Source organism: Gordonia sp. L191, from assembly GCF_030077625.1.
In the GTDB taxonomy this organism is placed as follows: Bacteria; Actinomycetota; Actinomycetes; order Mycobacteriales; family Mycobacteriaceae; genus Gordonia; species Gordonia polyisoprenivorans_A.
In genome coordinates, this window is sequence record NZ_CP125996.1 from 5,462,640 (window position 1) to 5,485,613 (window position 22,974).

23 protein-coding genes are annotated in these 22,974 nt (G+C 65.4%); 8 read left to right on the plus strand and 15 right to left on the minus strand.

Going from position 1 to position 22,974, the window contains the following annotated elements; translation table 11 throughout:
* Window positions 1–140 precede the first annotated feature (140 nt).
* From QNM97_RS24530 to QNM97_RS24545, 4 genes are read left to right on the plus strand one after another with little or no spacing between them, the layout of a single operon-like run.
* Window positions 141–1,430: a hydroxymethylglutaryl-CoA lyase-like TIM-barrel protein gene (locus tag QNM97_RS24530; RefSeq protein WP_283820720.1), complete on the plus strand. Its 1,290-nt coding sequence runs from the start codon at window positions 141–143 to the stop codon at window positions 1,428–1,430.
* Window positions 1,427–2,377, plus strand: a complete 951-nt coding sequence (locus tag QNM97_RS24535) for a ketopantoate reductase family protein (RefSeq protein WP_139765851.1) — start codon at window positions 1,427–1,429, stop codon at window positions 2,375–2,377. The genes QNM97_RS24530 and QNM97_RS24535 overlap by 4 nt, the downstream gene beginning before the upstream one ends.
* Entirely contained in the window at window positions 2,374–3,768 is a 1,395-nt protein-coding gene (locus tag QNM97_RS24540) for an MFS transporter (protein ID WP_283820721.1), read from the plus strand. The genes QNM97_RS24535 and QNM97_RS24540 overlap by 4 nt, the downstream gene beginning before the upstream one ends.
* Window positions 3,765–4,208 carry a helix-turn-helix domain-containing protein gene (locus QNM97_RS24545; protein WP_283820722.1) on the plus strand — a complete coding sequence of 148 codons (444 nt, stop codon included), beginning with the start codon at window positions 3,765–3,767 and terminating at the stop codon, window positions 4,206–4,208. Before QNM97_RS24540 ends, QNM97_RS24545 begins: the two co-directional genes overlap by 4 nt.
* Here the strand turns inward: QNM97_RS24545 and QNM97_RS24550 are convergent.
* The 10 genes from QNM97_RS24550 to QNM97_RS24595 form a co-directional block, all read right to left on the minus strand.
* On the minus strand, window positions 4,177–5,388 hold the full coding sequence (locus tag QNM97_RS24550) for a hypothetical protein (RefSeq protein ID WP_283820723.1): 1,212 nt from the start codon (window positions 5,386–5,388) through the stop codon (window positions 4,177–4,179). The genes QNM97_RS24545 and QNM97_RS24550 overlap by 32 nt on opposite strands.
* Window positions 5,385–5,717 carry an ImmA/IrrE family metallo-endopeptidase gene (locus QNM97_RS24555; RefSeq protein ID WP_139765850.1) on the minus strand — a complete coding sequence of 111 codons (333 nt, stop codon included), beginning with the start codon at window positions 5,715–5,717 and terminating at the stop codon, window positions 5,385–5,387. The genes QNM97_RS24550 and QNM97_RS24555 overlap by 4 nt, the downstream gene beginning before the upstream one ends.
* A 157-nt stretch (window positions 5,718–5,874) precedes the next feature.
* Window positions 5,875–6,804, minus strand: a complete 930-nt coding sequence (locus tag QNM97_RS24560; protein WP_283820724.1) for an alpha/beta fold hydrolase — start codon at window positions 6,802–6,804, stop codon at window positions 5,875–5,877.
* Window positions 6,805–6,986: 182 nt separating this feature from the next.
* Window positions 6,987–7,571: a TetR/AcrR family transcriptional regulator gene (locus QNM97_RS24565; RefSeq protein ID WP_172398953.1), complete on the minus strand. Its 585-nt coding sequence runs from the start codon at window positions 7,569–7,571 to the stop codon at window positions 6,987–6,989.
* 52 nt (window positions 7,572–7,623) lie between these two features.
* Window positions 7,624–8,055, minus strand: a complete 432-nt coding sequence (locus tag QNM97_RS24570; RefSeq protein WP_172398952.1) for a hypothetical protein — start codon at window positions 8,053–8,055, stop codon at window positions 7,624–7,626.
* A 96-nt stretch (window positions 8,056–8,151) separates the two neighbouring features.
* A complete protein-coding gene (bla, locus tag QNM97_RS24575; protein ID WP_216354283.1) occupies window positions 8,152–9,030 on the minus strand; it encodes a class A beta-lactamase in 879 nt (292 codons plus the stop codon).
* A gap of 168 nt (window positions 9,031–9,198) precedes the next feature.
* The gene (locus tag QNM97_RS24580) at window positions 9,199–10,119 is read right to left on the minus strand and encodes a serine hydrolase (protein WP_283820725.1); all 921 of its coding nucleotides are present in this window, start codon (window positions 10,117–10,119) and stop codon (window positions 9,199–9,201) included.
* Window positions 10,116–10,973 (minus strand): LysR family transcriptional regulator, encoded by an 858-nt coding sequence (locus QNM97_RS24585; protein WP_283820726.1) that lies wholly within the window; start codon window positions 10,971–10,973, stop codon window positions 10,116–10,118. Before QNM97_RS24585 ends, QNM97_RS24580 begins: the two co-directional genes overlap by 4 nt.
* A gap of 288 nt (window positions 10,974–11,261) precedes the next feature.
* Window positions 11,262–11,645: a hypothetical protein gene (locus QNM97_RS24590; protein ID WP_283820727.1), complete on the minus strand. Its 384-nt coding sequence runs from the start codon at window positions 11,643–11,645 to the stop codon at window positions 11,262–11,264.
* 113 nt (window positions 11,646–11,758) lie between these two features.
* Window positions 11,759–14,824 (minus strand): MMPL family transporter, encoded by a 3,066-nt coding sequence (locus QNM97_RS24595; RefSeq protein ID WP_283820728.1) that lies wholly within the window; start codon window positions 14,822–14,824, stop codon window positions 11,759–11,761.
* 272 nt (window positions 14,825–15,096) lie between these two features.
* Here QNM97_RS24595 and QNM97_RS24600 point away from each other — a divergent pair, with 272 nt between their 5' ends.
* On the plus strand, window positions 15,097–16,740 hold the full coding sequence (locus tag QNM97_RS24600) for a GMC oxidoreductase (RefSeq protein WP_283823314.1): 1,644 nt from the start codon (window positions 15,097–15,099) through the stop codon (window positions 16,738–16,740).
* 12 nt (window positions 16,741–16,752) lie between these two features.
* On the opposite strand, the gene QNM97_RS24605 is transcribed toward QNM97_RS24600, so the two are convergent.
* From QNM97_RS24605 to QNM97_RS24620, 4 genes are all read right to left on the minus strand, one after another.
* Window positions 16,753–17,358 carry a VOC family protein gene (locus QNM97_RS24605; RefSeq protein WP_283820729.1) on the minus strand — a complete coding sequence of 202 codons (606 nt, stop codon included), beginning with the start codon at window positions 17,356–17,358 and terminating at the stop codon, window positions 16,753–16,755.
* Window positions 17,359–17,427: 69 nt separating this feature from the next.
* On the minus strand, window positions 17,428–18,351 hold the full coding sequence (locus QNM97_RS24610; protein WP_283820730.1) for a MetQ/NlpA family ABC transporter substrate-binding protein: 924 nt from the start codon (window positions 18,349–18,351) through the stop codon (window positions 17,428–17,430).
* 67 nt (window positions 18,352–18,418) lie between these two features.
* On the minus strand, window positions 18,419–19,162 hold the full coding sequence (locus QNM97_RS24615) for a methionine ABC transporter permease (protein ID WP_283820731.1): 744 nt from the start codon (window positions 19,160–19,162) through the stop codon (window positions 18,419–18,421).
* The gene (locus QNM97_RS24620) at window positions 19,159–20,160 is read right to left on the minus strand and encodes a methionine ABC transporter ATP-binding protein (RefSeq protein ID WP_283820732.1); all 1,002 of its coding nucleotides are present in this window, start codon (window positions 20,158–20,160) and stop codon (window positions 19,159–19,161) included. The genes QNM97_RS24615 and QNM97_RS24620 overlap by 4 nt, the downstream gene beginning before the upstream one ends.
* A gap of 169 nt (window positions 20,161–20,329) precedes the next feature.
* On the opposite strand from QNM97_RS24620, the gene QNM97_RS24625 reads away from it, so the two are divergent.
* The 3 genes from QNM97_RS24625 to QNM97_RS24635 all read left to right on the plus strand — a co-directional run bounded on the left by QNM97_RS24625 (window position 20,330) and on the right by QNM97_RS24635 (window position 22,466).
* The gene (locus QNM97_RS24625; RefSeq protein WP_283820733.1) at window positions 20,330–20,629 is read left to right on the plus strand and encodes a hypothetical protein; all 300 of its coding nucleotides are present in this window, start codon (window positions 20,330–20,332) and stop codon (window positions 20,627–20,629) included.
* 72 nt (window positions 20,630–20,701) lie between these two features.
* Window positions 20,702–21,745, plus strand: coding sequence for an NAD(P)-dependent alcohol dehydrogenase (locus QNM97_RS24630; RefSeq protein ID WP_283820734.1), 1,044 nt, complete (start codon window positions 20,702–20,704; stop codon window positions 21,743–21,745).
* 463 nt (window positions 21,746–22,208) lie between these two features.
* Window positions 22,209–22,466 carry a hypothetical protein gene (locus tag QNM97_RS24635; RefSeq protein WP_283820735.1) on the plus strand — a complete coding sequence of 86 codons (258 nt, stop codon included), beginning with the start codon at window positions 22,209–22,211 and terminating at the stop codon, window positions 22,464–22,466.
* Here the strand turns inward: QNM97_RS24635 and QNM97_RS24640 are convergent.
* Entirely contained in the window at window positions 22,452–22,949 is a 498-nt protein-coding gene (locus tag QNM97_RS24640; protein WP_283820736.1) for an LURP-one-related/scramblase family protein, read from the minus strand. The genes QNM97_RS24635 and QNM97_RS24640 overlap by 15 nt on opposite strands.
* Window positions 22,950–22,974: the final 25 nt, after the last annotated feature.

Here is a 22,974-nt window from a genome sequence, read left to right on the forward strand (position 1 = left end):
AGATACTCCGCTGGCTCCGGGTGGCTGTCAACCGGGGCGGCCTGTGATCCTGCCCTCCCGGAACCAGTCTTGACTGGCATCACCCGGGCGCGTTAGATCGCTGCCAGGCAACATTGTTCACAAACATGAACGGAGTTTCGATGTCTGCGCTGTCCTTTCCTGCGGGGCACCGGCCCCGGTATGAGAACTTTGAGATCAAAGCGGTGTCCGACGAGACGATTCGTGAGGGTGGCGAGCGCGCACCGTTCGGAGCCGACAACCACCGCAAGCTGCGGCTGATTGAGGCGATCACGGGAGCCGGGGTCACCGACATCGATGTGGGCTCCGGTCTCGACGAGGCGGCATTTGTCCGAAATGTCTTGGACGCCAAGCACATCATGGGTCGGATTCCCGCTGCCGCGCAGTTCTCGTTCAATCTCACGCTCAAAACCTGGGAGCCGCTGATAGAGACCTTGGAGCGCGACCTCCCACCGGAGTATCGCGACGAGATCTATGTCAGCGTCGGGATGATCGAAATCGACAGCCACAACTGCCTTTTCGAGCGAGTGGTAGATCGATTGCGGGGTATCGGCGTCCACCGGTTCCGGTCCAGCCTGCTCAATGCGTTCTCGACCACGATCGACGAGCAGAAGTACGAGCACCTGGGCACTCAGATCGAGCGGTGTCGGGCGCAGGGTATCGAGCTGATCCGGATCAATGATTCGGTCGGCACGCTGCTACCCGAGGCCACCGCGGTCCTCGCCGCAAACCTTGTGCACGACAATCCCGACATCACCTTCTATCTGCACGGGCACAACGATTACGGCATCGGGACCGCGAACTCGTTAATGTCGGTCTTCCATGGATTCCAGATGGTCGAGGGCGGTGTGGCGGGGGTCGGCAATCGCGCCGGACTACCCGAGATTGAGAGCATCGCAGCGGTCTTCGCACGCAACTCGATCACGGTTGCCGACGGTGAGCTCAACTTGGACGGACTCGTGCGGGCGGCACAGCTCTCCGAGGAGACCTATATGGCTGTGCCGGATCCCTACCGGGCGATCAGCGGATTTCTGGTCCGTAACGAGAATGCGGGCATTGTCAACGTGCCGGACTACTTGGGCGTGACGCGTGACGTCGACTACTTCCTCAATCGGATTGGATTGTTTCCCAACTATATTCGACAGATCCTCATCGAAAGCGGGGTGGACGCCGATGCGGTGTCCGACCCCGGTTTCCTCGACGCTGTGTACGGCCACCTCGCGACGCAGATGGACGAGATGTACGCGCGTAAGCGGGTTGACTACGACGCCCTGGCCGCGCAGATCCAGGACTTCTATTCCGACTTGGTGCGCCTGGAACACGTGCAGCTCGCGGCGATGGATGTTCTCGGTCGTCGTGGTCTGAGGACCGTGGCCGGCGCGACAGGTCCCGAGGAACGGATGTCCGCGTGAACATCGTCGTGGTCGGAGCTGGAGCGCTCGGCCTGTACTTCGCGGCGAAACTGGCCGCAGCGCCGGATGTGGAGACAGTCACTCTTGTCGCCCGGTCGGACGCGGCGGACCGATTTGCGAACGGGGAACCCCTTGTCGTCGATTACGGCGACCAGCAGCGTGAAACCCGGGCGGTCACCGTTGTCTCCGACATCGCCGACGTGCGAGGCGACGCAGACCTGGTTGTCGTCACGGTCAAGTCATGGCAGGTCCCGGGCGTCGCGGAGCTCGTGGCCCCACTGGTCGGTCCACGGACATTGGTGATGACCGTGCAGAACGGCGTGGACGCGCCGCTCGAGGTCGCAAAGATCGTCGGCTCTTCGCATGTGGTTGCCGCGACGTGTGTCGTGATCGCGCAGCGGATCGGCCCGCTGACGGCCCGCTGCCTCGGCCGGGACGCCGCAGTCGAGGTCGGCCCCATAGATCACACCGACCGCCCCTCCGATGCGCACGCCCGACTCGCCACGGTATTGCTCGGCGCAGGACTACAGGTGACCGTCAACCTCGACATGCGACGCGCGTTGTGGCGCAAGCTGATGCTCGTCGCCTCCTACGGGGGTGTCGGCGCGCTGTGTCGGCAGCCGACCGGGGTCACCGCCACAGACCCCATCACCCATGCACTGGTCGAGGCCGCGATGCGGGAGGTGGCGGCGGTGGCCTGCGCGCACGGTGTCCACGTCGGTCCGGACGATGTGACCGAGGCGATGAGTGTGTACGTGGGATTCGAGTCGGCGACGACGTCGTCGATGCAGCGCGACCTCCTCGCCGGGCGACCCTCGGAGCTGTTCGAACAGAACGGTGCGGTACTCGCTTACGCCGAGCAGGCAGGCGTCGAGGTGCCGGTGCACAGGATGATCGTCGCCACGCAGTCTCCCGGGGAACGTCTGGCGCGTAGCGAACCGCGATGACGGTCACACCCGAGCAGGTTCGGTGCAAGGTCCCCGCTCTCGGCTGGTTGGGCGTGGTGGCGGTGAGTCTGGGCAACTTCATGGTCGCCTTCGACGCCAGCGGGGTCAATGTTGCGCTGCCGGCGATCGCCTCGGACCTTGGCGCGGGAACCGTTGCCCGCCAATGGATCTTGGATGCCTATACCGTACCTCTGTGTGCGGTTCTGTTGCTTGCGGGTGTACTAGGGGACAGGATCGGCGGCACCCGGCTGTACCGCCGCGCGACCGCGGTGTTTGCGGTGGTGTCGTTACTCTGTGCTGTTGCCCCGGATTCGCCCACTCTGATCGCCTGTCGAATAGTGCAGGGCGCGGCAGGCGGTTTCATGCTGCCGATGACACTGTCGGTGATCAGTCGCCGGATCGGCGAGCCCGCCCGGCGCGCGCGGGCGATCGGAGTGTGGGGAGTTGTCGGCGGCGTCGCGATCGCGTCCGCCCCGTTACTCGCCTCGGTGCTTGTCGCCGGCTTGGGTTGGTGGTCGGTATTCGCGTGCAATATCCCCATGTGTATCGCCGCGCTGCTCCTACTGCCGGCGGTCGACGATCGCGAGGCGACGACGCGCAGCATCGACTGGCGCGGGCAGGTGCTGCTCGCGGTCCTGCTGTCGGCGCTGGCTTGCGGCGTGATCGAGTCGATGCGCGGCGCATATGTGGTGGCCGGGTTCGCCGCCGCCGCATGCACCGCCGCCGTGGCGGCGCTGGTATGGCATGTTCGCCGGGCACCCGCACCAATGGTGCCGCCCGAGGTGTTCAACCGGCCGTTCTCGGTTTCGGTCGTGGCCGGCACGTGCTATCAGTTCGCCGCGTACGGCTCCTTGATCGTTTTACCGATGTATCTCCAGCTCGTCCGCCGGTTCGACGTGGTCCACGCGGGCCGGCTGATGATCCCCTGCTGTGTGGGCTGGCTCGGCGGAAACGTCATCGCGTTGCTCGCTCCGCATCACCTGCACCGGAGGTTCCTGAGTGTTGCGCCGGCCGTCGCGGTGGTCGCCGCGGCGGTGGTCGCGGCGACCGCGGCGACTGTCCTGCCTGCGGCGCTGGTGGCGACGGTCCCGCTAGGGGTGACGGCCGGTGTGCTCGCGTCGACGCTGAGCAGCACGGCGATGTCGCTGGCTACGCCCGGTAGGTCTGGGGCGAGCGCCGGGACATTCAACGTCGGCCGACAACTCGGGATGGTGGTGGCGGTGGCGGTGCTCGGATCAGATGCGCTGTCCGCCTCCCCGGTGGCGGCGTTCAGTACGATTGCAGGGGCGTTTGCGGTTCTCGGTGGCGCGGCATGGGCTGCGTTGCGAATGTCGAATGCCCAGACAGAGGGCATCCTCCTTCGAGGCCGCGACTACGATAGAAACACATGACGGCTGATAGAGAGACGTTCACCGAGCGCCTCAACGCACTGTTCGAGCGACGCGAACGTACGACGGGCCGCTCGCAGACCCTGAACGAATTCCTCAACGACTTCGAGGCGGTCACCGGCACCCGGGTGAGTAAGGGGTACCTGTCGGAGCTGCGCAACGGCGTCGTCACAGATCCGCGTATGGCCCTGATCCAGGCCTTCGCCGAGTACTTCCAGGTACCGACGGACTACTTCTTCGGCGGAGCCGAAACCGCTACCGGGTCGTCTGCAGCACACGCGGACCTGATCCGCGCGCTCACCGATGCCGGCGCCCGGGTTGGACTGCGGGCGGGTGGCCTCTCCGACGAGTCGCTCAACGAGGTCACCCGGATCATCGACCGGCTGCGGGAGAAGGAGGGTCTCATGCCTGTCACCGATCGTGATCATCCTGGGCCGGAGTGAGCGCCAACGCGTCGGCAAGGGCGGCCAGCGCCCGTGCACACGCGACCTCGGGCCCGATCGAACCGCGTACCAGCGTCCGATAGTCCCGCGCGGTGGCAGCCACCAACCGGTAGTCCGACGTCCGTACCGTCCGGAAATGGAACAGCGGCGTCGTCTCGGTGACCGCACCGTGTCCGCCGGTGGCGCTCGGACCGTCGTCGGCGAGGGTAGCCCGCAGGGCCCGGGCGCGTAACCCGGCGGCGTCGAACACCACGACGACCGCAGCGCTCACGTAGCCCGATATGGCTGCGCGACTGGCGAACTCCGGCCACCGGGGCTGCCCGTACCCGGACACGACACCGAATCGCCCCTCGGTCTCATACCGGTCGATCGCCACCAGCAACGGTCGCAACCGCAGATAGCGGCGGACGTCGTCGGCGTGGGCGAGAACCGACCGCAACAACGACCTCGCCTCCATGAAGCCGAAGCCCGCAGCGTAAACGATCGCACCGACGACGTGTGCGACGAAGGCGACCGTCTCGACAACGTCAGCGCTATCCGGAAGTACGGCCCGCCAGTATGGCGCTGTCATCCGGCACACGGCGAACGCCGCGATCATCGCCGAACCAAGGCACACCAGTGCCAGCCCCACCTGGGCCGGCCGGCGTGACATCTGACGAATCTGGGGCAGACAGACCCACAGCACAATCGATTTCGCGGCCAGCATCGACGCCGCGTACACCGCAACATAGACCTTGCCCACAACCGTTGGCTCGATCCCGACAATGTAGTTGGGGTCGGTCGGGCCCGGGTACAGCAGGATGAAACACACCGTCAGCGCACCCACGCTGAACGCACCGAACGCCACCACCCGCGCCACCACCGTCGTCGGCACCCGGCCCACCCGCCAATACACCGCAAGCAGCACGGTCAGGCAATTCCAGACGACCCCCAACGCGTGGGTGAGCAACGCCGTCGGCCGGTGGATTCCCGCCACCTGGTCCGCACCGGCAACGAAGATCAGCGCCGTGGACTGATAGAACATCACCCCGACCAGAAGTGTTGCGAGCGCGAGCCGGTACCGCGAACCGACCGGGCGCCTGCGGGTGAGCACCCCTGAGACCACCAGCAGAGCCACCAGGAGAAAGACGATCACGTCGGATTCATAGCCCCACAGGTACTCCACGGGCGCAACGATCACGGAGTCCCGCCCGTCAACGTGTCGGCGATTCGGGCGGCGGATGAGTCCGGATTCGCCATCCGCGCCGATCGCACGCGGAGCAGATGTGAGACGCGGGCAGCGAAGTACTCAGCGGCCCGCTCGTCGGCGATCGATCCACCACAACCGGACTCTGCGGGCTCCGCTGTTCCATCCATCAGCGCGTGCTCCAAAAGTAGATGGCCCACCTCGTGCAGGATGGTGAACAACTGGTGCGTCGGCGGGGCGTAGCGGTCGAACATGACCACGTCGGCGACCGGCAACCGCACCACCATGCCGAACAGTCGGGTCGAGCCGAAATCAGCAGGCACGAGCCGGGTCTCGCATCCTGTCAGTGCCCTGGCGGCCGTCAGTAGGTCGCCCAACGTGGGTTCGCCCTCGCACGACCCGACCCGCTCAACGAGGGCTGCAGCGGCACGGTCGGCGCGGCGACGGGCACCCGCGGGTGGTCGCCCACGCTCACGGCGGCTAACCATCGCGGTACCGTTCCAGCCAGTCCAGGATCAGGCCTGCGCTCTCGTCCGGCGCTTCTCGATGCGGAAAGTGGCCGACACCGGGTAACGCCGTGTGTCGGTAGTGGGCCTCGACGAACCGCTCGGTCGCCCGCGAGGTCGACAGCGCAAAACAGCCATCCCGCTCTCCGTGGATCAGCTGCGTGGGAACGGTGATTCGCCGTGCCGCGGCCAAGGCGGCGTCCGTGCCGGCGAGTTCCTCACGCGATGCGGCCTCACCCCACCACCATCGGTTGCGGTAATACCCGATAGTCGCATCCGCCCAGTCGGTACCGAACGCTGCCACCGCGCGCGCGGGTTCCCCGGTCTCGAAGTGCCACTCCGGCGACCACTGTCGCCAGAGATGGGCGACCAGTTCGGCGCGACGGGTCGCGAGATATCGCTCCCCCATCGGGGTATTCAGCAACCACTGATACCAAAACATGTGCAGCTGCTCTGGGGCGGGTAGTTCGGCGGCCGCGGACCGTGGCGACCACCCGGCGCCCAGAGCCGTGAGCGACGCAATCGTTGATGGTGCCGTCGCAGCGACCCCGAAGGACGCCAGCGCGCCCCAATCATGCCCCACCAGATGCACCGGACCGTTCACCCCGATGGCCGCGACCAACTCTGTGAGCGCCCGGACAAGACCGGCCTGGCTCGCCACGTCGCGCACCGGCACACCGACCGCGGCACTACCACCCACTCCGGGCCACGCGGGCACAAGCACCCGAAGACCGTGACCAGCGATATGCCTCGCGAGCGGCAGCCACGATGCTGGGCCATCAGGCCAGCCGTGCACGAGCAGCACTGGATCTCCGGCGGCGGCCTCGGCCTCGACACTCACCACCTCGAAGTTGACCAGCGAGGTCCCGATCCGCTGGCGCGTGGCAATCGGTTCCCCCGGCATCCCGCCAGGCTAGTCCACCATCGGCAACATCGGAGGAGTGAGAATGTCGGACTCGACCATCAAATGCGGCAAGGCGTACTGCGCGGTGGTAATAGCGATGATCGAATCAGTTTGGGGCAGAATACAAATCGACCATCGCGACCGCAAACGACAGGAAACCCGCATCGAATCGGCCTACGCGATCACTGCCCGGCGTCGTCGGGTCCCACGTCGTGGTCACGAGTGCCAAAGCCGTTGATCAGGAGGTTGGCGAGTTGCTCGGCGTAGATGGCGGGTTTGAGCTCTGGATGTGCGGTGAGGTAGCCGAGCATCGCGTCGATAGCGCCCTGGTAGGTGACCGCCATGACGCGTGTGTCGGCCGGGTTCATGGAGCCTTCGGCGATGCCACGCGCAAACAGCTCCTCTTGGAGGCGGTAGCCGGTCTCGTAATCGTGGACTGAGAGGCGCTGGTCGCCTTCGGGAGTGAGTAGGTTGTGCACTATGTGATCAAGCGCCCGCAATTCCGCCGCGTGCGTGCGCGTCAGCAACGCCAGGTGGTGCAGGGCCTGCCGGACGATGTCGGTGGCCGGCTGCGACAAGTCGAGTTGGTCGACGACTTCGGTCCGCAACCGCTCATCGATGTGTTCGGCCGTCTTTCGCATCAGGTCGTCCCGGTCATCGAAGTAGCGCCAGATGAGTCCTTTTGCGACCTCGGCGGTGATGGCTATCGCCGTTGCCGATGCGGCCGCGTAGCCGCGCTCGGCAATCACCGAGATCGCCGCGGCCATGATCTGGGCCCGACGTGCGTCAGCACTCAAGCGCACCCGTGAACGGGGGCCGTCAGCGACGGGAGCGCTCCGCCGTGATCGGTCCATGCGCCCCATTATCGCCGACAGTGGCGATTCGGATGACGAGCACCACCGAGATCGCCAGGAGCAGGGCAATGGCCACCATCTCCACACGCATCCATGTCGGCACAAAGCCGGGGATCGATGCCTCGGCGACGTTGACCGCCACCAGCACACCCGAGATGATCCCGATCGCGCGCAAGCTCCCTCGTTTGCCGGAGCGGACGCCACGCAGGCGCAGCGGGAGGACCACGGCGAACACCCCGACGATGATCGCGTGGACCCACGCGTCGGTGGGCGCGAGATGTGGTGAAGTCGCCGACAGAATGCCCAGCAGGGCGACTGTGCTGATCGCCACGACGGCATAAACGACGATCACCTGGCCCAACAGACGGACGGGACCCTGAGCAGATCTAGTGACCATGCAGTCATTATTAATGACTGATCGGTCATTAAGCAATAGTAAGTCTGCACCGAGCGCTCGCGATCACGCGGCAGCCGACCATTCTCGCCGGGATCATCAGCGTGCGGCATGTGCTGTCACGAGTGCCGCGGTCTGACCGATCACTGAGTCCCGCGCTGTTGCCTTGGAGTTGTTTGTGGCGCTGCGGGTCTGAATGACCAGCAGTATCAGTGCTCCGTCGGGACCGTAGAGGACTCCGGCGTCATTAGCGGTGCCGTAGTCGCCGGTGCCGGTTTTGTCGGCGGTGGACCATCCGGCCGGAAGGTCGGCGCGGAAACGTTTGTCCGACGTGTGCGTGCCGCGCATCCATCCGAGTAGGGTCACGCGATCGCGCGGGTCGAGGCGCGCTCCTGACATGGTCGAGCGCAGTCCCGCGGCCCATGCGCGCGGCGTCGTCGTATCCCTGGAGTCGCCGGGGAACGCGGTGTTCAGTTCCGTTTCCTCGCGGACCATCACTGTGGCCCCATCTCCGGCTGTGCGCGCGTATGCGGTGACGCCGAGTGGTCCCCCGATCGCGGCGAACATGAGATTGGCCGCCGTGTTGTCGCTGTACTGCAGAGCTGCTTTGGCGATCTCGGAGTAGTTGAGGGTGCGACCCGCGTAGGTGCTCGTGATCGGCGAGTTCGCGACGATGTGATCGGCGTGTACGGGTACTCGGGAGTCCATCCGCAGGAGTCCGTGTCGGGCGGCATCGAGCACCGCGGCGGCCAGGTAGACCTTCGACATCGATAACACGGGGTACCGCTGTTCGCAGTTCACCGCCGCAATGACCCGGCCGGTTCGTAGATCTTGCGCCCACACTCCGGTCGTTACGTCGTTGGCGGTCGCGATGTGCCGGATCTGCGCGTCGATCGAATCGGCGGTCGCGGGCGCGGCCGCTGTGGCGGGCGCGGCGACGGCAATTGCTGCCGCCATCGCGGTGATCAGGGTCGCCACCTTGCGAACAGATCGGATTCGGAATCGGAGGTGTTGTGGAGACATGAGCTGATATCACCCCATGATGGCATCGGCTGGGAAAGTCTCACTGGCGCCGACGTGCATAGCCATCGAGTATCGGAGCACGTCAACAGTGATACCGAGCGCCGATTCTTCGTGGTGGTGAGCTCAACCGTCGGAGTCGCGGGGAGTACGCAGCGCGGTGACGACTGCGCGCGCCACCGCACCGATCGCGACGTCGACGCGCGGTCCGCCGGCATCGCCGCGGGCGCTGCGCGTGAACACGGCCACCGCTATGGGGTACTCCTCGGGGTGCTCGATGACCGCGACCTCGTTGCGGATCGGCCCGATGGTGCCGGTCTTGCCACACACCCTGGTACCGACACTGAAGCCGGATGCGATGCGCGACCGGGATACCTGCTGCGCCATCAGACGCCGAATCCACGCGCTGGACTCGGGGGTTGCCAGGACGTCTCGCCAGAGGCAATCCAGTAGGCGGGTGCAATCCCGGGGTGTGGTTGCACTGGTGTAGGCGGCGTCGTAGGCGGTGACCTGAAGATCTCGATCAGTGTCGGCCAGCACGGCGAACGCCTCGGCCACGGTGCTGGTGCCGGTTTCGGTGACGAGCCGTGCGTGGACTTGCCGGACCCCATCCACGACGGTGGTGTGTGTGGTGTGCGCGTCAGCCAGGACCGCGGCGATCGATTCGAGTCCGACCCGCTCGAGAACGACATCCGCCGCGGCATTGTCGGACACCACCATCATCGAGGTCACCAGGTCCCGCCAGGTCAACGAAACGGGATCGCCGAACAACGACAACCCTGTCGGTCCGTCCTGCCGCGCGCGGGGATCCACGAGTACCTGCTCCGATGCGTCGATCTCCCCGGCGTCGACCTCCCGGGCGAACGCGATTGCCAGAGTCAACTTGTATACCGAGGCCATCACCACCGGATGGTCGGCGCCGAGATCGATCTCCTGTGATGCGCGGCCGCCGATGACCCGCGCATGCACCCACCCTGCGCACCCGGCATCTGCGAAGATCGCCGCGACGGTGCGGGCCACCTGTGTTCCCACAGGATCGATGATCATCGCAACGTCCAGATCGCTGAGATCACTGCGTCGGCGGCGTCCTGGACGGAATCGGTCCGCGACACCACACGTAGCCGTATCGCCAGATCGTTCTCGGTAACAGTCACCGCCGTGATGAACGGTGACTGAGTCGATGCCGATCCGAGTGCGAACGCCGCACCGGACGCGACGGCCGCCGCCTGAGCCGCTGCGGTGGTGAACGGAAGCACCTCTGGGTCGAGTCCGCGCGCCCGTAGACGGTCGATGAGGGCGTCGAACGCCGGTGGATTATCGTCTCGGGATGGGCAACTGAGTGCCAAGCCGCGCAACATACGCAGCGACGGACGCCTCGCGGAGGTCAACGGATGATCGCTCGCGACCAGGACCGATCGGCTCAACTGTGTGACCGGACCAACCTCCAAACCTTCTGTGACACAGGGATGCTCGATGATGGCCACGTCCAACGCCCCGGATCGGACGAGCTGTACCAGCGCCGATGACGTATCCACCACGGTGTGTTGGCGGCCGTGTGCGCGGAGTGCGTAGGCCACCCCGGTTCCGATCGAGGCGTCCAGGTGCTGCGGCAGGCCCCACCGCACATCCCCCGCGGAGTCGCGCAGCAACCGGGCCACATCGGTGAAACGCTTTGCGTCATCCACGAGCAGGCGGGCGCGAGGAAGCAACTCCGCACCTGCCTCGGTGAGCTCTGCTCCCTGCCTCGTTCGCAGAATCAGCTCGAGTCCCAGCGTGTTCTCCAATCGGCGCAACCCCTGCGACACCGGAGGCTGCGTCATCGCGAGCCTATCGGCGGCACGACCGAAATGGCCTTCCTCGGCGACGGCGACGAACACCCGCAGATGACGTACTAGATCCACGCTCCGAGTATGCAGGTCTCGCTCGATGGCGTCACCAACGTGCATCTCCATGACGAGCGCAAGCACGTTGGAGGGAACCCAGGCGTCACCTACCTTCCGCCTTCCGCGAATGTCGCTGCCATATAACGAGGTTCGTCCGGACCGGACAATACCGACGTCCTGAGATCAACCGTGGAGAGCTTTCCGGTGCCGGTCGTCAGTGGTGGACCCAGCAGCATGACCTCGTCAGGAGATCCTGCGGCGGAACCCGGTGTGCCGACAGTAGAAAAGCGTCGGCACGGCAGCGCTTCAGGGTCGGTCGAGGAGGTTCTTCAGTGCTGGTTCGGCGAAGACCGCGGTCGGGAGTCCGAGAGTCACCTTCGGGCGGACTCGCAGGATGACCAGTGCGCCGGTGGTGCGCGCCGAGAGGATCTTGCTGCGGTCGATGACGTGCGTCGTTGCCGGGGTATCGATTCGAATCCGGGTCTCGTCGCCGCCGGATGCCCACCGTGATCCTGGTCGCAGGACCCGCCGGTTCTGGATGTAGACGCATACCAGGTTCGCCATGATTCCGAATGCCATGTAGGCCAGAGCTGCGCCCGCGAATATCCATGTACCGACAATCCATCCGCTGCCGCTGATCACGCACGCCCCTGCGAAAATCGCCGCGACCACCGTCGTGAGGCTCAGCACCCGCTTCCACCACGACGTCTGGCACAGAATCGACAGTGTCGCCCGGGCGACGAGTCACGCTCCACCACGGTGCGCACTCATCAGGTGTATGGTGCGGATCGTCCGCGCATTCGTCACACCTTTGCCGTACGGGACGTGGGAGTGGGTCGCGATGGCCACCAGATTCTCTCGCCGATCACCGCCATCGCGGCCGGTACCAAAACCGTGCGCACGATCGCGATGTCGAGTAGCAGGCCGACCCCGATGGTGAAGCCGATCTGCACGAGGTTGAGGACGGTGCCGCTCATGAGGGCGAACATCGTGACAGCGAAAACCACTCCGGCCGTGGTGATGACCCCGCCGGTGCTCCCGAAGCCGCGGATGATGCCGCGCACCATCCCCTCTTGCGACTCCTCGCGAATGCGGTCGGCGAACAACATCGAGTAATCCGCACCGACGGCGATGAGGGCCATGAACGACACTGGGATCACCGACCAGTCGAGGTCGATGCCGATCACGTGCTGCCAGACGAGCACGCTCACCCCTACTGCTGACGCAAAGCTCAGGATCACGGTGCCCACCAACAGGACCGGAGCCAGGATGCTACGCAGCAACACCATGAGGATGACCAGGACCGCCGCAGCGGCGACCGACGCGAAGATCAGGAAGTCGCGATGCAATTGGTCCTGCATATCCGCCGACAGCGACGCCAGTCCGGCCGTCGATACGGAGGCATCGGCCAAAGTGGTGCCCGTCAGCGCCCGATGCGCGACGACGGGAAGTTGACGGCTGGCCGCCATCGCTTCCTGACTGTAGGGGTTGACCTTCCATGTGACGATCATGCGTGCGGTGCGCCCATTCGGCGAGATCAGGAGCCGGGAGCCGGCGACAAAGCGCTTGTCGTGCAGCGCATCCGGCGGCAGATAGAACCCCGCTCCGGCGCCCGTCGATGTGGCGTCCCCCATGGTGGTCAGGTACTCCGAGGCCTGGTGCAGCCCTTCGGTCAACGCTCCGGTCAGAGCCACCATTTGCGTTGTCCCGTCATGCACCTGGTGCAGACCGTCGGCGAGTTGCGACATGCCACTGGAAAGATCGGCCACGCCCTGCTCGAGACGAGCCAGGTCGGCGCGTACCTGTTCGGTGGAACGTCCGGCGAGTTGCTGCAACAGTGAATCAACGGTGCTCAAGGCCGAATTGAGTTGCGGCAGTAGCCCAGTAACTCGGGTGATCGTCTCGGTGGGGACTCCGGCAAAGGCATGCAGGGAGGTCAGTGCGGCAGAAGCGCGTCCGCCGAGCGCACGATCGAGTTGAGCGAACGCCGCACGTGCGGCTGCGCACGCCGGACTCGACGTGCACCGCGGCGTGGGTTCGCCCACCAGCGGAGTAAACACCTCATCGAGCTCGGTCAGGGCCTCGGTCGCCACGCGTGACGGGGAGTCGAGTGCGGCAATGGCCGATGCGGCGGTGGCCAGCGCTGTGCGCAGCGCCGGAAGCGTCTGTGCCAGGGAGTCGCCGCCGGTCGCCGTTCGGGTGATGCCATTGACTTGGTCGAGGCCGTCGAGAACGGTACCGGCCATCGACACCACCTGCTGGGTACCGGACACCAGCGCGGGCATCTGGACGGCCGCCGCATCTGCTCCGGTCGAAAGCTGCTGCGCCCCTTCGGCGAGCATCCTCAATTGCGGCTCGGCCGCCGACATCCGGTGCTCGGCATCGCCGAGTTGGCCTCCGACGATGCGGGTCTGATAACCGGTGGCGGCCTCTGCCAGCGGCTTTCCGTCGGGGCGCGTGATCGAGCGGACCAACCCGACCTCGGGAATCGTGGACAACGCCATCGCTGCCAGCTCCAGCGAGGCGAGATCGGCTGTGTTGCGCAGGTCGTGATCGGCGCGGAAGGTCACATACTCCGGCGAGATCTCGGCCGTCGGATAGTGCTGCCGCACAGCCTCATACCCTCTGGTCGAGTCGGTCGCGCGGACGGGCATCGCGGACTCGTCCCAGTTGAGGCGCAGGGTCGTCGTCGCGGCTGCGGTTCCGATCAGGAAGATCAGTGCCACGGTCGTGTACACCCCGGCATGCCGGATCACTCGAGCGCCGCGATGCTGCCACCGACTCTCCGTCGACGGCCGCGGCTCGGCGAGCCCGCGTCGCCCCGCAAGGGACAGCAGGGCATTGGGCAATGTCAACGCGATGGCGAGGGCGATCAGCACTGCGATCGCTGTGGGAGGGCCGGCCGTGGCGAACATGCCGATCTTGGTGAACACCATCGACGCGCAGGCCGCGGCGATGGTCAGGGCGGACGCGATGAGGATCGGGGCGGTACGAACCGAGACGGCAGTGACCGCATCGACGACCTCTGCGCCGGCGCGGCGCGCGCGGTGATAGTTCGCGATTCCGAAGATGGCGTAGTCGGTCCCGGCGCCGAGCACCAACGCGGTCATGATCGCGATCGTGAAGTTCGATACCGGGAGCACGCCGTGTGCGCCGAGCAGGGAGATGACCGGACGGACGATCGCGAGAACGAGGCCCACGGTCAGCAGCGGGATCAACGCGGTCGTGAACCTGCGGTACGCGAGCGCCAGCATCACCGTGATCAGCAGGACCGAGACCCCGGTGATGATCAGGAGTGACACGTCGATGCCGGAGAACAGATCCGACAGCGTAGGGGTCGGCCCGCTGAAGTGCACGGTCAGCCCGTCGGGTCGCGGGAGTGCCGCGATGTGGTCGCGAATCGCAATCGTTGCGTGGTGGGCGCGGGTCGAACCCGCCGATCCCGCACTGGCGACGAGTACGGTGACCGCCTTGCCGTCGGGGCTCAGCGCGATGTCGCGTGTCACCGGGTTGCCGTAGGTGTCCAGCACGTAGGCGACGTTGCTCTTGTCGGCGACCAACGCCCGCAACAAGGCGCCGTAGTACCTCTGCTCCGGGGCTCCGAAGCCGTTGCGGCTGACCAGGACCACGCTGCCCACCGCGTTGGACGCCGGAACGCCGAAGTCCTTGGCCATCTGCTCCAGGCTCTTGTTGGCCGGTAGGTCGGCGGGAACGAAATCGGCGGATCGGGTCGAGACGGTGTGCTCGAGCTGCGGGACCGTCACGGTGAGCGCGGCGGCGAGTACCACCCAGAACAGCACTATCCACGCGGCGAATCGATGGGTCAGTCGCCCGATATGCCCGAGCACGGCATCACCCCGGTCGGCCATGTTCACTCCCCAGTCCATGTCAACGATCGATGATATGTATGCCACTTGGCATAGTAGGACGACAGTAGATGTGTCGCGCGGTAACAGTCAAGTGCCGGTGCCGGCGGGGGATTGTCGCCACCGGGCCGAAGGTCAAGTCATTCGTGAAACCGAAGTACGCAAAATCGTTGTCGTTCAGAAGGTTCGGCGTTGCTGCGCTACTCTCGGCGAATCGATTCAGGGTCGAGATGGGGTTCCCTGGGGGGCGAAAGATGATGGATCGTCGATCGTTTATGCGGTTGACCGCTGCCGGAGTCACAGCTGCCGGCGTCTCGGCGACAGTCGGTGCGGGGCGCAGCGCTGCGCTACCTGCGGCACACGGCAGATACGAATCGCTGGTGCCGGAGATCTTTCGTCCGGTCACCCCGCCCCGTCAACACTCCGAGGCGATCGTCATCGGCTCCGGGTTCGGCGGCTCGGTCAGCGCACTTCGACTGGCGGAGGCCGGAATTCAGACCACCGTGCTCGAACGCGGATCGCGGTGGCCACACGACCCGTGGCGCAAGATCTTCGGGTGGGACGGCCGGATGCTGTGGCACGCCCAACGATCCCTTGCCGAGCGATCCGCGTCGTCGGCGCTGACGGTGCCCGCCTACGCCGAGACCCTCGGCGCGATGGCCGCCGTCGACGACTTCGGCGGGATCTTCGAGATCAGCTGGCACAACAACTCGGCGATCATGTGCGGTGCGGCGGTCGGCGGCGGATCGGTGGTGTACATCGGCATCACCGCCGAGTCCAAACGCGACCCGTTCAACCAGGTGTTCAAGGGCGTCGTGGACTACGACGACATGGCCACGACCTGGTACCCGAAGGCTCTGGCGGGCCTCGGGGCGACGGTGGTACCGCCGGACGTGTATCGCGATCACAGCTTCAGCAACTGCCGAGATTTCTGGCGTGTCGGCGAGAACGCCGGATATGCACCGTATTTCGTTCCCGGCAACTGGCGGTGGAATGTCGTGCGCGACGAGATCGCCGGTCGCGCCGCACCGATGGCCACCACCAGCGCGCTCGCAAACTCCAATGGTTCCCTCAACTCGCTGACCTACAGCTATCTCCCCCGCGCCGAGGCCACCGGCAAAGCGACAATTCATCCGCGCCATCAAGTCAACGACATCCACGTCGAACCTTCGGGGCGGTTCGTTCTCGACGTCGACTACGTCAGCCCGTACGGCGACGTCCTCACCAGGCGGACCCTGACGACCGACCGCCTCGTCCTCGCCGCCGGATGCCTTGGAACCAACAGGCTGCTGGTGCGTGCCCGCGACACCGGAACATTGCCGAACCTCAACGAACACATCGGAACCGGCTGGGGCAACAACGGCAACGGCAACATCGACATCGCCGTCGGGGGCAGTCGTAAGGATCAGCAGTCGGCCGTCGGCGCCGCCGGATTCTTCGACACCACCGAGCAGTTCGCCCGGGTGATGGTCAACAGCACCTTCTCTCTCGGACCACTGGATTCCGCTGCCGCAGCGATGAATACCTCGGCGATCAAGATGGGCATCACATCGGTCGATCCGACGCGCGGCACCTTTCGCTACCACCGAGATTCGCAACAGGTCATCCTCGACTGGCCGGCCGGTGGCAACGGCGGCGTCGCGGAGAACTGCGAACGGATCGGCCACGTGATGGCGCGGCACGCCGACTTCGCGGTCGATGCGGTGGTCTACGAGCCCGACCTGACCTGGGCGCACTGCATGGGCGGAGCCACCTTGGGGACGGCGTGCGACGCCTACGGCCGCGTCCACGGATACCGGAACCTCTACGTCAATGACGGTGCGATGCTGCCCGGTTCGGCCGGTGCGTCCAACCCGTCGCTGACTATCACCGCCGTCGCCGAACGCAACATCGCGACCGTTATCGGCGACGGCGGCTGAACCCAGCCCGGATCACGAGTCTTTGTAGACGAACCCGTCCGGATCGGTGAACGTGGCTGTGCCGGTGAATAGCCGGATGCGATGTGCACCCTCGCCTTCCGGGCGGACACCGGCGTCCTTGGCGGCGGCCTTGCGCCCGTAGAGGGCGAGCGTGATCGGTCCGCCGGCGAACTCGACATACTTGCGGCCGAACGACTTGCCGACCTCGAAGCCGTGGTGGGTGTAGAACGCCTTCGACGTCGCAATGTCGCCGGCGCCGATCAACATCACGACGTCCTCGACCGTCCGCAGCGGTGCGCCGGTGTTCTTCTTCGACGACGAGGCGATCTTCCAGATCGCGCCATCCGGCGCGCGCAAGACACCGCCGTATCCCCAGAAGGAGCGCCGTGCTGGTTTGAGGAGCTCGGCACCGGCATCGAGTGCCGGGTCGATGAGCGAGTCGACGACCGCCGGCTCGGCAACGACGAGGGAGAGCACGAACCCACGGAACCCGGTGGTCGGCTCGTCGCTGTGGTGGAGACGAAGCCGATCACCGAGTCCGAAAGCCTTGTCGTAGAACGCTTTAGCGTCTCCGGGATCGGTGGCGCCGAGGGACAGGGAATCGATGGTTGTGGTCATGTCCTCACGGTAGGACCGGTGACCGCACCCAGGCTTCTCGATTCCTGACCGGTTTTCCGACGGCTCTCATCAGAGCGGCAAGAGGATGTTCTTCACCTGCGGATCGGTGCGCAGGTAATTCTGGACGGCGGGATCCTTGAAAGCGGCGACCAGCTTCTTGATGTTGTCGGCGTCCTTCCACTTCGACCCGATGGTCAGCTGTCCGGCGAACTCGTCGGGCGCAGGCGGCGAGAAGATCTGCTTGGCGATGTCGATGTCGGCGGCGAGGTAATACTCGGTGTAGCCGACGGTGGCGTCGAGGTCGGGCAACGCACGCGACTGTGCCGCGAAGTCGAGCAACTTGAACTGCAGGTTCTTCGGATTCGTCGCGATGTCGTCCTGGGTGGCCTTCCACTTGTCCACCCCAGGCTTCAGGGTGATCAGACCGGCCCGCTCGAGCAGCCACAGGCCCTGCGCTTCGTTCGCGGGGTCGGAGTACAGCGACACCGTGCCGTTCGCCGGGATCTGTGCGGGCGAGGTGTACTTGTCCGACCAGATACCGAATCCCCAGCGGAACACCGGCGTTGCGGCCTCCTCCTGGAAGTCGGGGTTCGCGTCGAGCACCTGAGAGAGCCAGAGGCGATGCTGGTAGATGGTGCCCGCCACCTCGCCGTCACTGACCGCCCGGTTCAGCGTCGTGGAGTCCGAGAGTCCCTTGAACGCCACGGTGATCCCATAGCGGGGCGCGACATTCTTCGACACGAAGTCGACGAGCGCTTCCTCGGCGGCATTACCCTCGGCGGTCACAACCGTCAGCGTCGCTCCGGGAGTGTCGTTGGCGGACTTGGTATCCGATCCGGCGAAGCGCCAACCGATGATCGCTGCGATGACGACGACAACCACCCCGATCGCGGCGAAGATCGGCCAACGACGACGGGTGCGCAGTTCGATGTCACCGCCCGGTGGTGGCGAGGAATCGGTCGAGTCGATCTGGGGTCCGGTGGTCTGAGACATGGGGTATCGCCCTTCGTGTAGGTGTAGGTGTAGGTGTAGGTGTGGATTGAGCAGGGGAGTGGGTGGGTCAGACTTTGCTGCGACTGGATCGATCGGCGCGAATGGTTCTGCTGCGCAGCGACTTCTCCGGGGTGAGATGCCGGACGAGGCCATCGCCGATCACCTGGATCAACGCGACGACGACGATGAGGGTGAGGATCGTCGCGATCATCACGCCGTGATCGAAACGCTGATAGCCGTAGGTGACCGCGACATATCCCAGGCCGCCCGCACCGATGGTGCCGGCGATCGTGGAGTACTCGATCATCGCGATCGTGTTGATCGTGAGCCCGCCGACGATGTTGGGAAGAGCCTCGGGAATCTGTGCGGTCCAGATGATCTGGGCGTTCGACCCACCCGATGCCTTGGCCACCTCCACCACCGAGGTGGGTACCGAGCGCAACGAGTTCTCGACGATGCGGGTGAAGAAGGCGATCCCGGCGATCGACATCGGGACGACCGCGGCCGGAATCCCGATGTTGGTGCCGGTGAGCAGACGGGTGAACGGGATGATCGCCGTCATCAGGACGAGGAACGGCAGTGACCGTCCGATGCTGATCACCCAGGACAGCGGCGTGTGCAGGGACCGGTTCTCGAACAATCCGCCCGGGGCGAGGTTGTGGATCAGCGCGCCGAGCGGTACCCCGACGACCAACACGATCACCATCACGATGCTCACCATGAGGACCGTGTCGACGAAGGCCGGGATCAGCAGCGACGGAATCTCGTTGACCGGCACGGTGATCGCTGCCAGATTACTGGTCGCGCTCATACAGTGGCCTTCCGGGAACGTGCGCCGGCGCCGACGGTGATCCCGTAGGTGGCGGCTTCGGCGGTGAAGGCCTCGAGTGAGTGGTCCTCGACGGACACGGTCAACGCGCCCGCGGTAACGCCGTCGACGCTCTGGATGTTGGCTCCGAGCACCCCGACGGTGCTACCGATCGAGCTCGACACCCGTGCGATCCAGTCCGGTGGTACGGCCGCCGAGTTGTAGGTCACCTCGACGCTGCTGCGGCCGGGTCCGGCCGGCGCGGCGATCCCACGTGGGCGCAACGCTTTGCCCAGCACCGAGTCGGAGTCGAGGACGAGATCTGCCACCGCACCCTGCTCGGCGATGTGCCCATGATCGAGCCGACCGGCGCGGTCGGCGATTCGCGTGATGACGTCCATCTCGTGGGTGATGAACACCACGGCCAGGCCCAGCTCGTCGCGGACATCGCCGAGGAGGTTCAAGAATGACGTCGTCGCCTGCGGATCGAGACCAGAGGTCGCCTCGTCGGAGAGCAACACCGCGGGTTTGAGCGCGAGTGCGCGAGCGATTCCCACGCGTTGCCGCTGCCCACCGGAGAGCTGATGGGGATAGAGATCGGCGCGGTCGGCCATGCCGATGCGATCGAGCAACTCGCCCACCCGCGTCCGGATGGCGGCCTTGGTCGCGCCGAGATACTCGAGAGGGAGCGCGACGTTCTCGGCTGCAGTCCTGCGCGACAACAGATTCGCTGATTGGAAGACGGTTCCGATACGTCGCCGCGCGGCCCGCAAGGCGTCGGCGTCGAGATGGGCGAGGTTCTCGCCGTTGACGATCACCTCACCGGAGGTTGGCCGCTGCAACAGATTCAGGCATTGGGTCAGCGTGGACTTGCCCGCACCGGACGGGCCGACGACGGCGAAGATCTCGCCCCCGGATACGGAGAAGGTCACGTCGTCGAGGACGGTCACCGGTCCCGACTGCGTGGTGAAGATCTTGTAGAGATGGGAGACCTCGATCATGGGCGGTCGGGCTCACTGTATGGACGTTCTGGCACCAGGAGATCCTGACGACCCTGACACGCGAGGACCATCATTGCGCGCACTGCGCGCAAAACCGACTGGGCGGACGTTTCGGAATCGGCGTGTCGGCGCCGTCCACCTCGGGGGCGGGCGGCCTACCCTCGCCCGCATGCATGACTACACGGGGGAGAAAGTCGCTACGAACTACTCGCGCGGCGCAGAAGCGGTCGGAGGCAAGCTCCGCTTCGACGAGACCGGCATGACATTCGACTCGCACACGTTCACCATCCAGACGGGGAGCACCCGCATCGAGTACCGGGACATCGCCGGACTCACGACGTACCGGACGCTCGGACTGGTGAACAACGGCCTCACCGTCCGCACCAAGTACGGGACCGCACACAGGTTCGTGCTCAACCGCCGCGGTCGTGTCATCGAGTTCCTGACCAGCCGGATCAACCCCGCCTGAGTACATATGCGCAATCGGCCATGAGGGCGTAGTACGGAAGGGGGGCCGAGACCGTACGAAAGGTGATGTCAGATGAAGGCCGTCCAGATGATCAAGCCCGGTGCCGAGCCCGAACTCCGTGAGGTGAGCAAGCCGGCGCCCGGCCCCGGGCAGGTACTGCTCAAGGTCACCGCAGCGGGCGCCTGCCACTCCGACGACTTCGTTCTCAACATGCCGGCGGAGAACTTCCCGTATCCCCTGCCGATGACCCTCGGTCATGAAGGGGTCGGCGTCGTTGCCGAAGTGGGACAGGGGGTCTCGGCGGTGGCCGAGGGTAGCGCCGTCGCGGTCTACGGCCCGTGGGGATGTGGGGTGTGCCACTTCTGTGCTCGAGGGCTGGAGAACTACTGTTCGCGCGCAATCGAATTGGGGATTATGCCGCCAGGTCTGGGCACCGATGGCGCGATGGCCGAGTACCTCATCGTCGATGACGCGCGGCATCTCGTTCCGATCGGTGACCTGGATCCGGTGACCACCGTCCCGCTCACCGACGCCGGCCTGACGCCGTATCACGCGATCAAGCCGTCGCTGAGCAAGCTCGTCGGCGGCACGACGGCCGTGGTGATCGGTTCCGGCGGACTCGGTCACGTCGCGATCCAGATGTTGCGTCACCTCACCCCCTCCCGGATCATCGCGCTCGACGTGACCGAGGAGAAGCTCGCCTTCGCCAAGGAGGTTGGCGCGCATGAGGCAGTGCTCAGTGACGCCGATGCCATCGCCAATGTCCGCAAGATCACCGGAAACGACGGTGCCACCGCGGTATTCGACTTCGTCGGATATCAGCCGACCATCGACACTGCGATGGGTGTGGTCGGCGCGATGGGTGATGTGACCATCGTCGGACTCGGAGACGGGGTGGCCACGGCCAAGGTGGGCATTTTCGCCCAGCCCTACGAGGTGTCGGTGCGGGCCCCCTACTGGGGTGCCCGCGATGAACTCATGGAGGTGCTCGACCTGGCGCGCGACGGTGTGCTCGATGTTGCGGTGGAGCGCTTCACCCTCGACAACGCCCTCGATGCCTACCGCAAACTCGCGGCGAACGATCTGCGCGGGCGTGCCGTGGTGGTCCCGGAGTAGCGGGGAGTTCAGGGCACCCGCACCACACCGATGTCGGCTCGCTCGAAAGGTTCGGGCTGGTCATCGGTGGCGGAGGTGTCGGTGACGGAAGACGGTGGCGCGCTCGAGGCGCTTGAGATGGGCCCGGCGAGCGGGCCGACGAACCGTCGGCTGAGGTGCCGCCGACGCAATTGACGTGCACGTTGTCGGCGTCGGCCGTGGCTTCCAGCGCGATCATTCTCTCGGTAAACCCTGTGAGATCGGTGACTTCGCTGAGGAATTCGATCACCGTGTCTGTGTCGAGCAGGTGTGCATCGCCGGACTGGCAATGCAAACTTTGCCCGCCTGAGCCGGCGTCGACGAATCCTGCTCGGCATTTGGCTGAGCAGGTTCAGACCCAACCCGGAAGGAGGCCGACGATGATCATCCAGATGATCGATCTGCGCGGCCTCGCGCACCGTGCAGCCAGGGTTCCGGTCCTGCGATGATGCCGCTGCTACGGCATTGGGGCGAACCCGGATTCCAGGCGATAAACCTGGCTGCGTTCGAGGTCAAAGCTTTCGCCGGACGTCAGGTCGAAGGCTTTCTTGACTACAGCGCGGTGGTCACCGATTATGGCTTCGAGGTCGACTACCGGACTACCGTCGACAACTACCCTCACGGGGGCAAGTACACCATCCCGGGTTCACCTGGCTTCGTCGACGACATCTTCTGTCCGCTGGTGACCTCAGAACGTTGCTGAGGCGTTCGCGCCGTCGCTGTCGGCGCGCACCCGATCGATCGCGACCACCAGCGAGATGATCGTGGCCTCGAGCGTATCGTCGAGCACCTCGACCTCGTAGGTATCAGCCCAGCTCAACAGCTTTCGGTGAATCGTGGCGACCGGCTGTCCGCCGCGCAGGACGCTGAAATTCATGTCCCACCAATCGCCGGAGACGTCGAGGCCGACACCGTCGATGGTGTAGCGGGGCTTGAAAAAGCTGAACTCCTTGCGGATCGTCGCCACCAATCGACCGTTCATCTCGACTGTGAACCTCGGCTGAAAGCTGAACACCGCCTTGGTGATCTCGGCAACCGGCCGGTCGAAGGTGTCGGTGATGGTGAAGCTCTTGGGGATCTTCATGAAGCTGCCACTGACGAGGTATCGCGGTTGCTGGGACTGATCGAGCACGGTGAACTTGCCGCTCGGCGAGAGCATCTTCTGCTTGATGTAGAGCGTGGACATGAGCCTCCTCTCAGATGTGGTCCAC

Bases quoted from the DNA above. Each gene is read 5' to 3' on its own strand.
- QNM97_RS24530 (WP_283820720.1), top strand. From the start codon at position 141: ATGTCTGCGCTGTCCTTTCCTGCGGGGCACCGGCCCCGGTATGAGAAC.
- QNM97_RS24540 (WP_283820721.1), top strand. From the start codon at position 2,374: ATGACGGTCACACCCGAGCAGGTTCGGTGCAAGGTCCCCGCTCTCGGC.
- QNM97_RS24545 (WP_283820722.1), top strand. From the start codon at position 3,765: ATGACGGCTGATAGAGAGACGTTCACCGAGCGCCTCAACGCACTGTTC.
- QNM97_RS24560 (WP_283820724.1), bottom strand. From the start codon at position 6,804: ATGCCGGGGGAACCGATTGCCACGCGCCAGCGGATCGGGACCTCGCTG.
- QNM97_RS24565 (WP_172398953.1), bottom strand. From the start codon at position 7,571: ATGGCCGCGGCGATCTCGGTGATTGCCGAGCGCGGCTACGCGGCCGCA.
- QNM97_RS24570 (WP_172398952.1), bottom strand. From the start codon at position 8,055: ATGGTCACTAGATCTGCTCAGGGTCCCGTCCGTCTGTTGGGCCAGGTG.
- QNM97_RS24580 (WP_283820725.1), bottom strand. From the start codon at position 10,119: ATGATCATCGATCCTGTGGGAACACAGGTGGCCCGCACCGTCGCGGCG.
- QNM97_RS24595 (WP_283820728.1), bottom strand. From the start codon at position 14,824: ATGGCCGACCGGGGTGATGCCGTGCTCGGGCATATCGGGCGACTGACC.
- QNM97_RS24600 (WP_283823314.1), top strand. From the start codon at position 15,097: ATGCGGTTGACCGCTGCCGGAGTCACAGCTGCCGGCGTCTCGGCGACA.
- QNM97_RS24605 (WP_283820729.1), bottom strand. From the start codon at position 17,358: ATGACCACAACCATCGATTCCCTGTCCCTCGGCGCCACCGATCCCGGA.
- QNM97_RS24610 (WP_283820730.1), bottom strand. From the start codon at position 18,351: ATGTCTCAGACCACCGGACCCCAGATCGACTCGACCGATTCCTCGCCA.
- QNM97_RS24615 (WP_283820731.1), bottom strand. From the start codon at position 19,162: ATGAGCGCGACCAGTAATCTGGCAGCGATCACCGTGCCGGTCAACGAG.
- QNM97_RS24620 (WP_283820732.1), bottom strand. From the start codon at position 20,160: ATGATCGAGGTCTCCCATCTCTACAAGATCTTCACCACGCAGTCGGGA.
- QNM97_RS24625 (WP_283820733.1), top strand. From the start codon at position 20,330: ATGCATGACTACACGGGGGAGAAAGTCGCTACGAACTACTCGCGCGGC.
- QNM97_RS24630 (WP_283820734.1), top strand. From the start codon at position 20,702: ATGAAGGCCGTCCAGATGATCAAGCCCGGTGCCGAGCCCGAACTCCGT.
- QNM97_RS24635 (WP_283820735.1), top strand. From the start codon at position 22,209: ATGATGCCGCTGCTACGGCATTGGGGCGAACCCGGATTCCAGGCGATA.
- QNM97_RS24640 (WP_283820736.1), bottom strand. From the start codon at position 22,949: ATGTCCACGCTCTACATCAAGCAGAAGATGCTCTCGCCGAGCGGCAAG.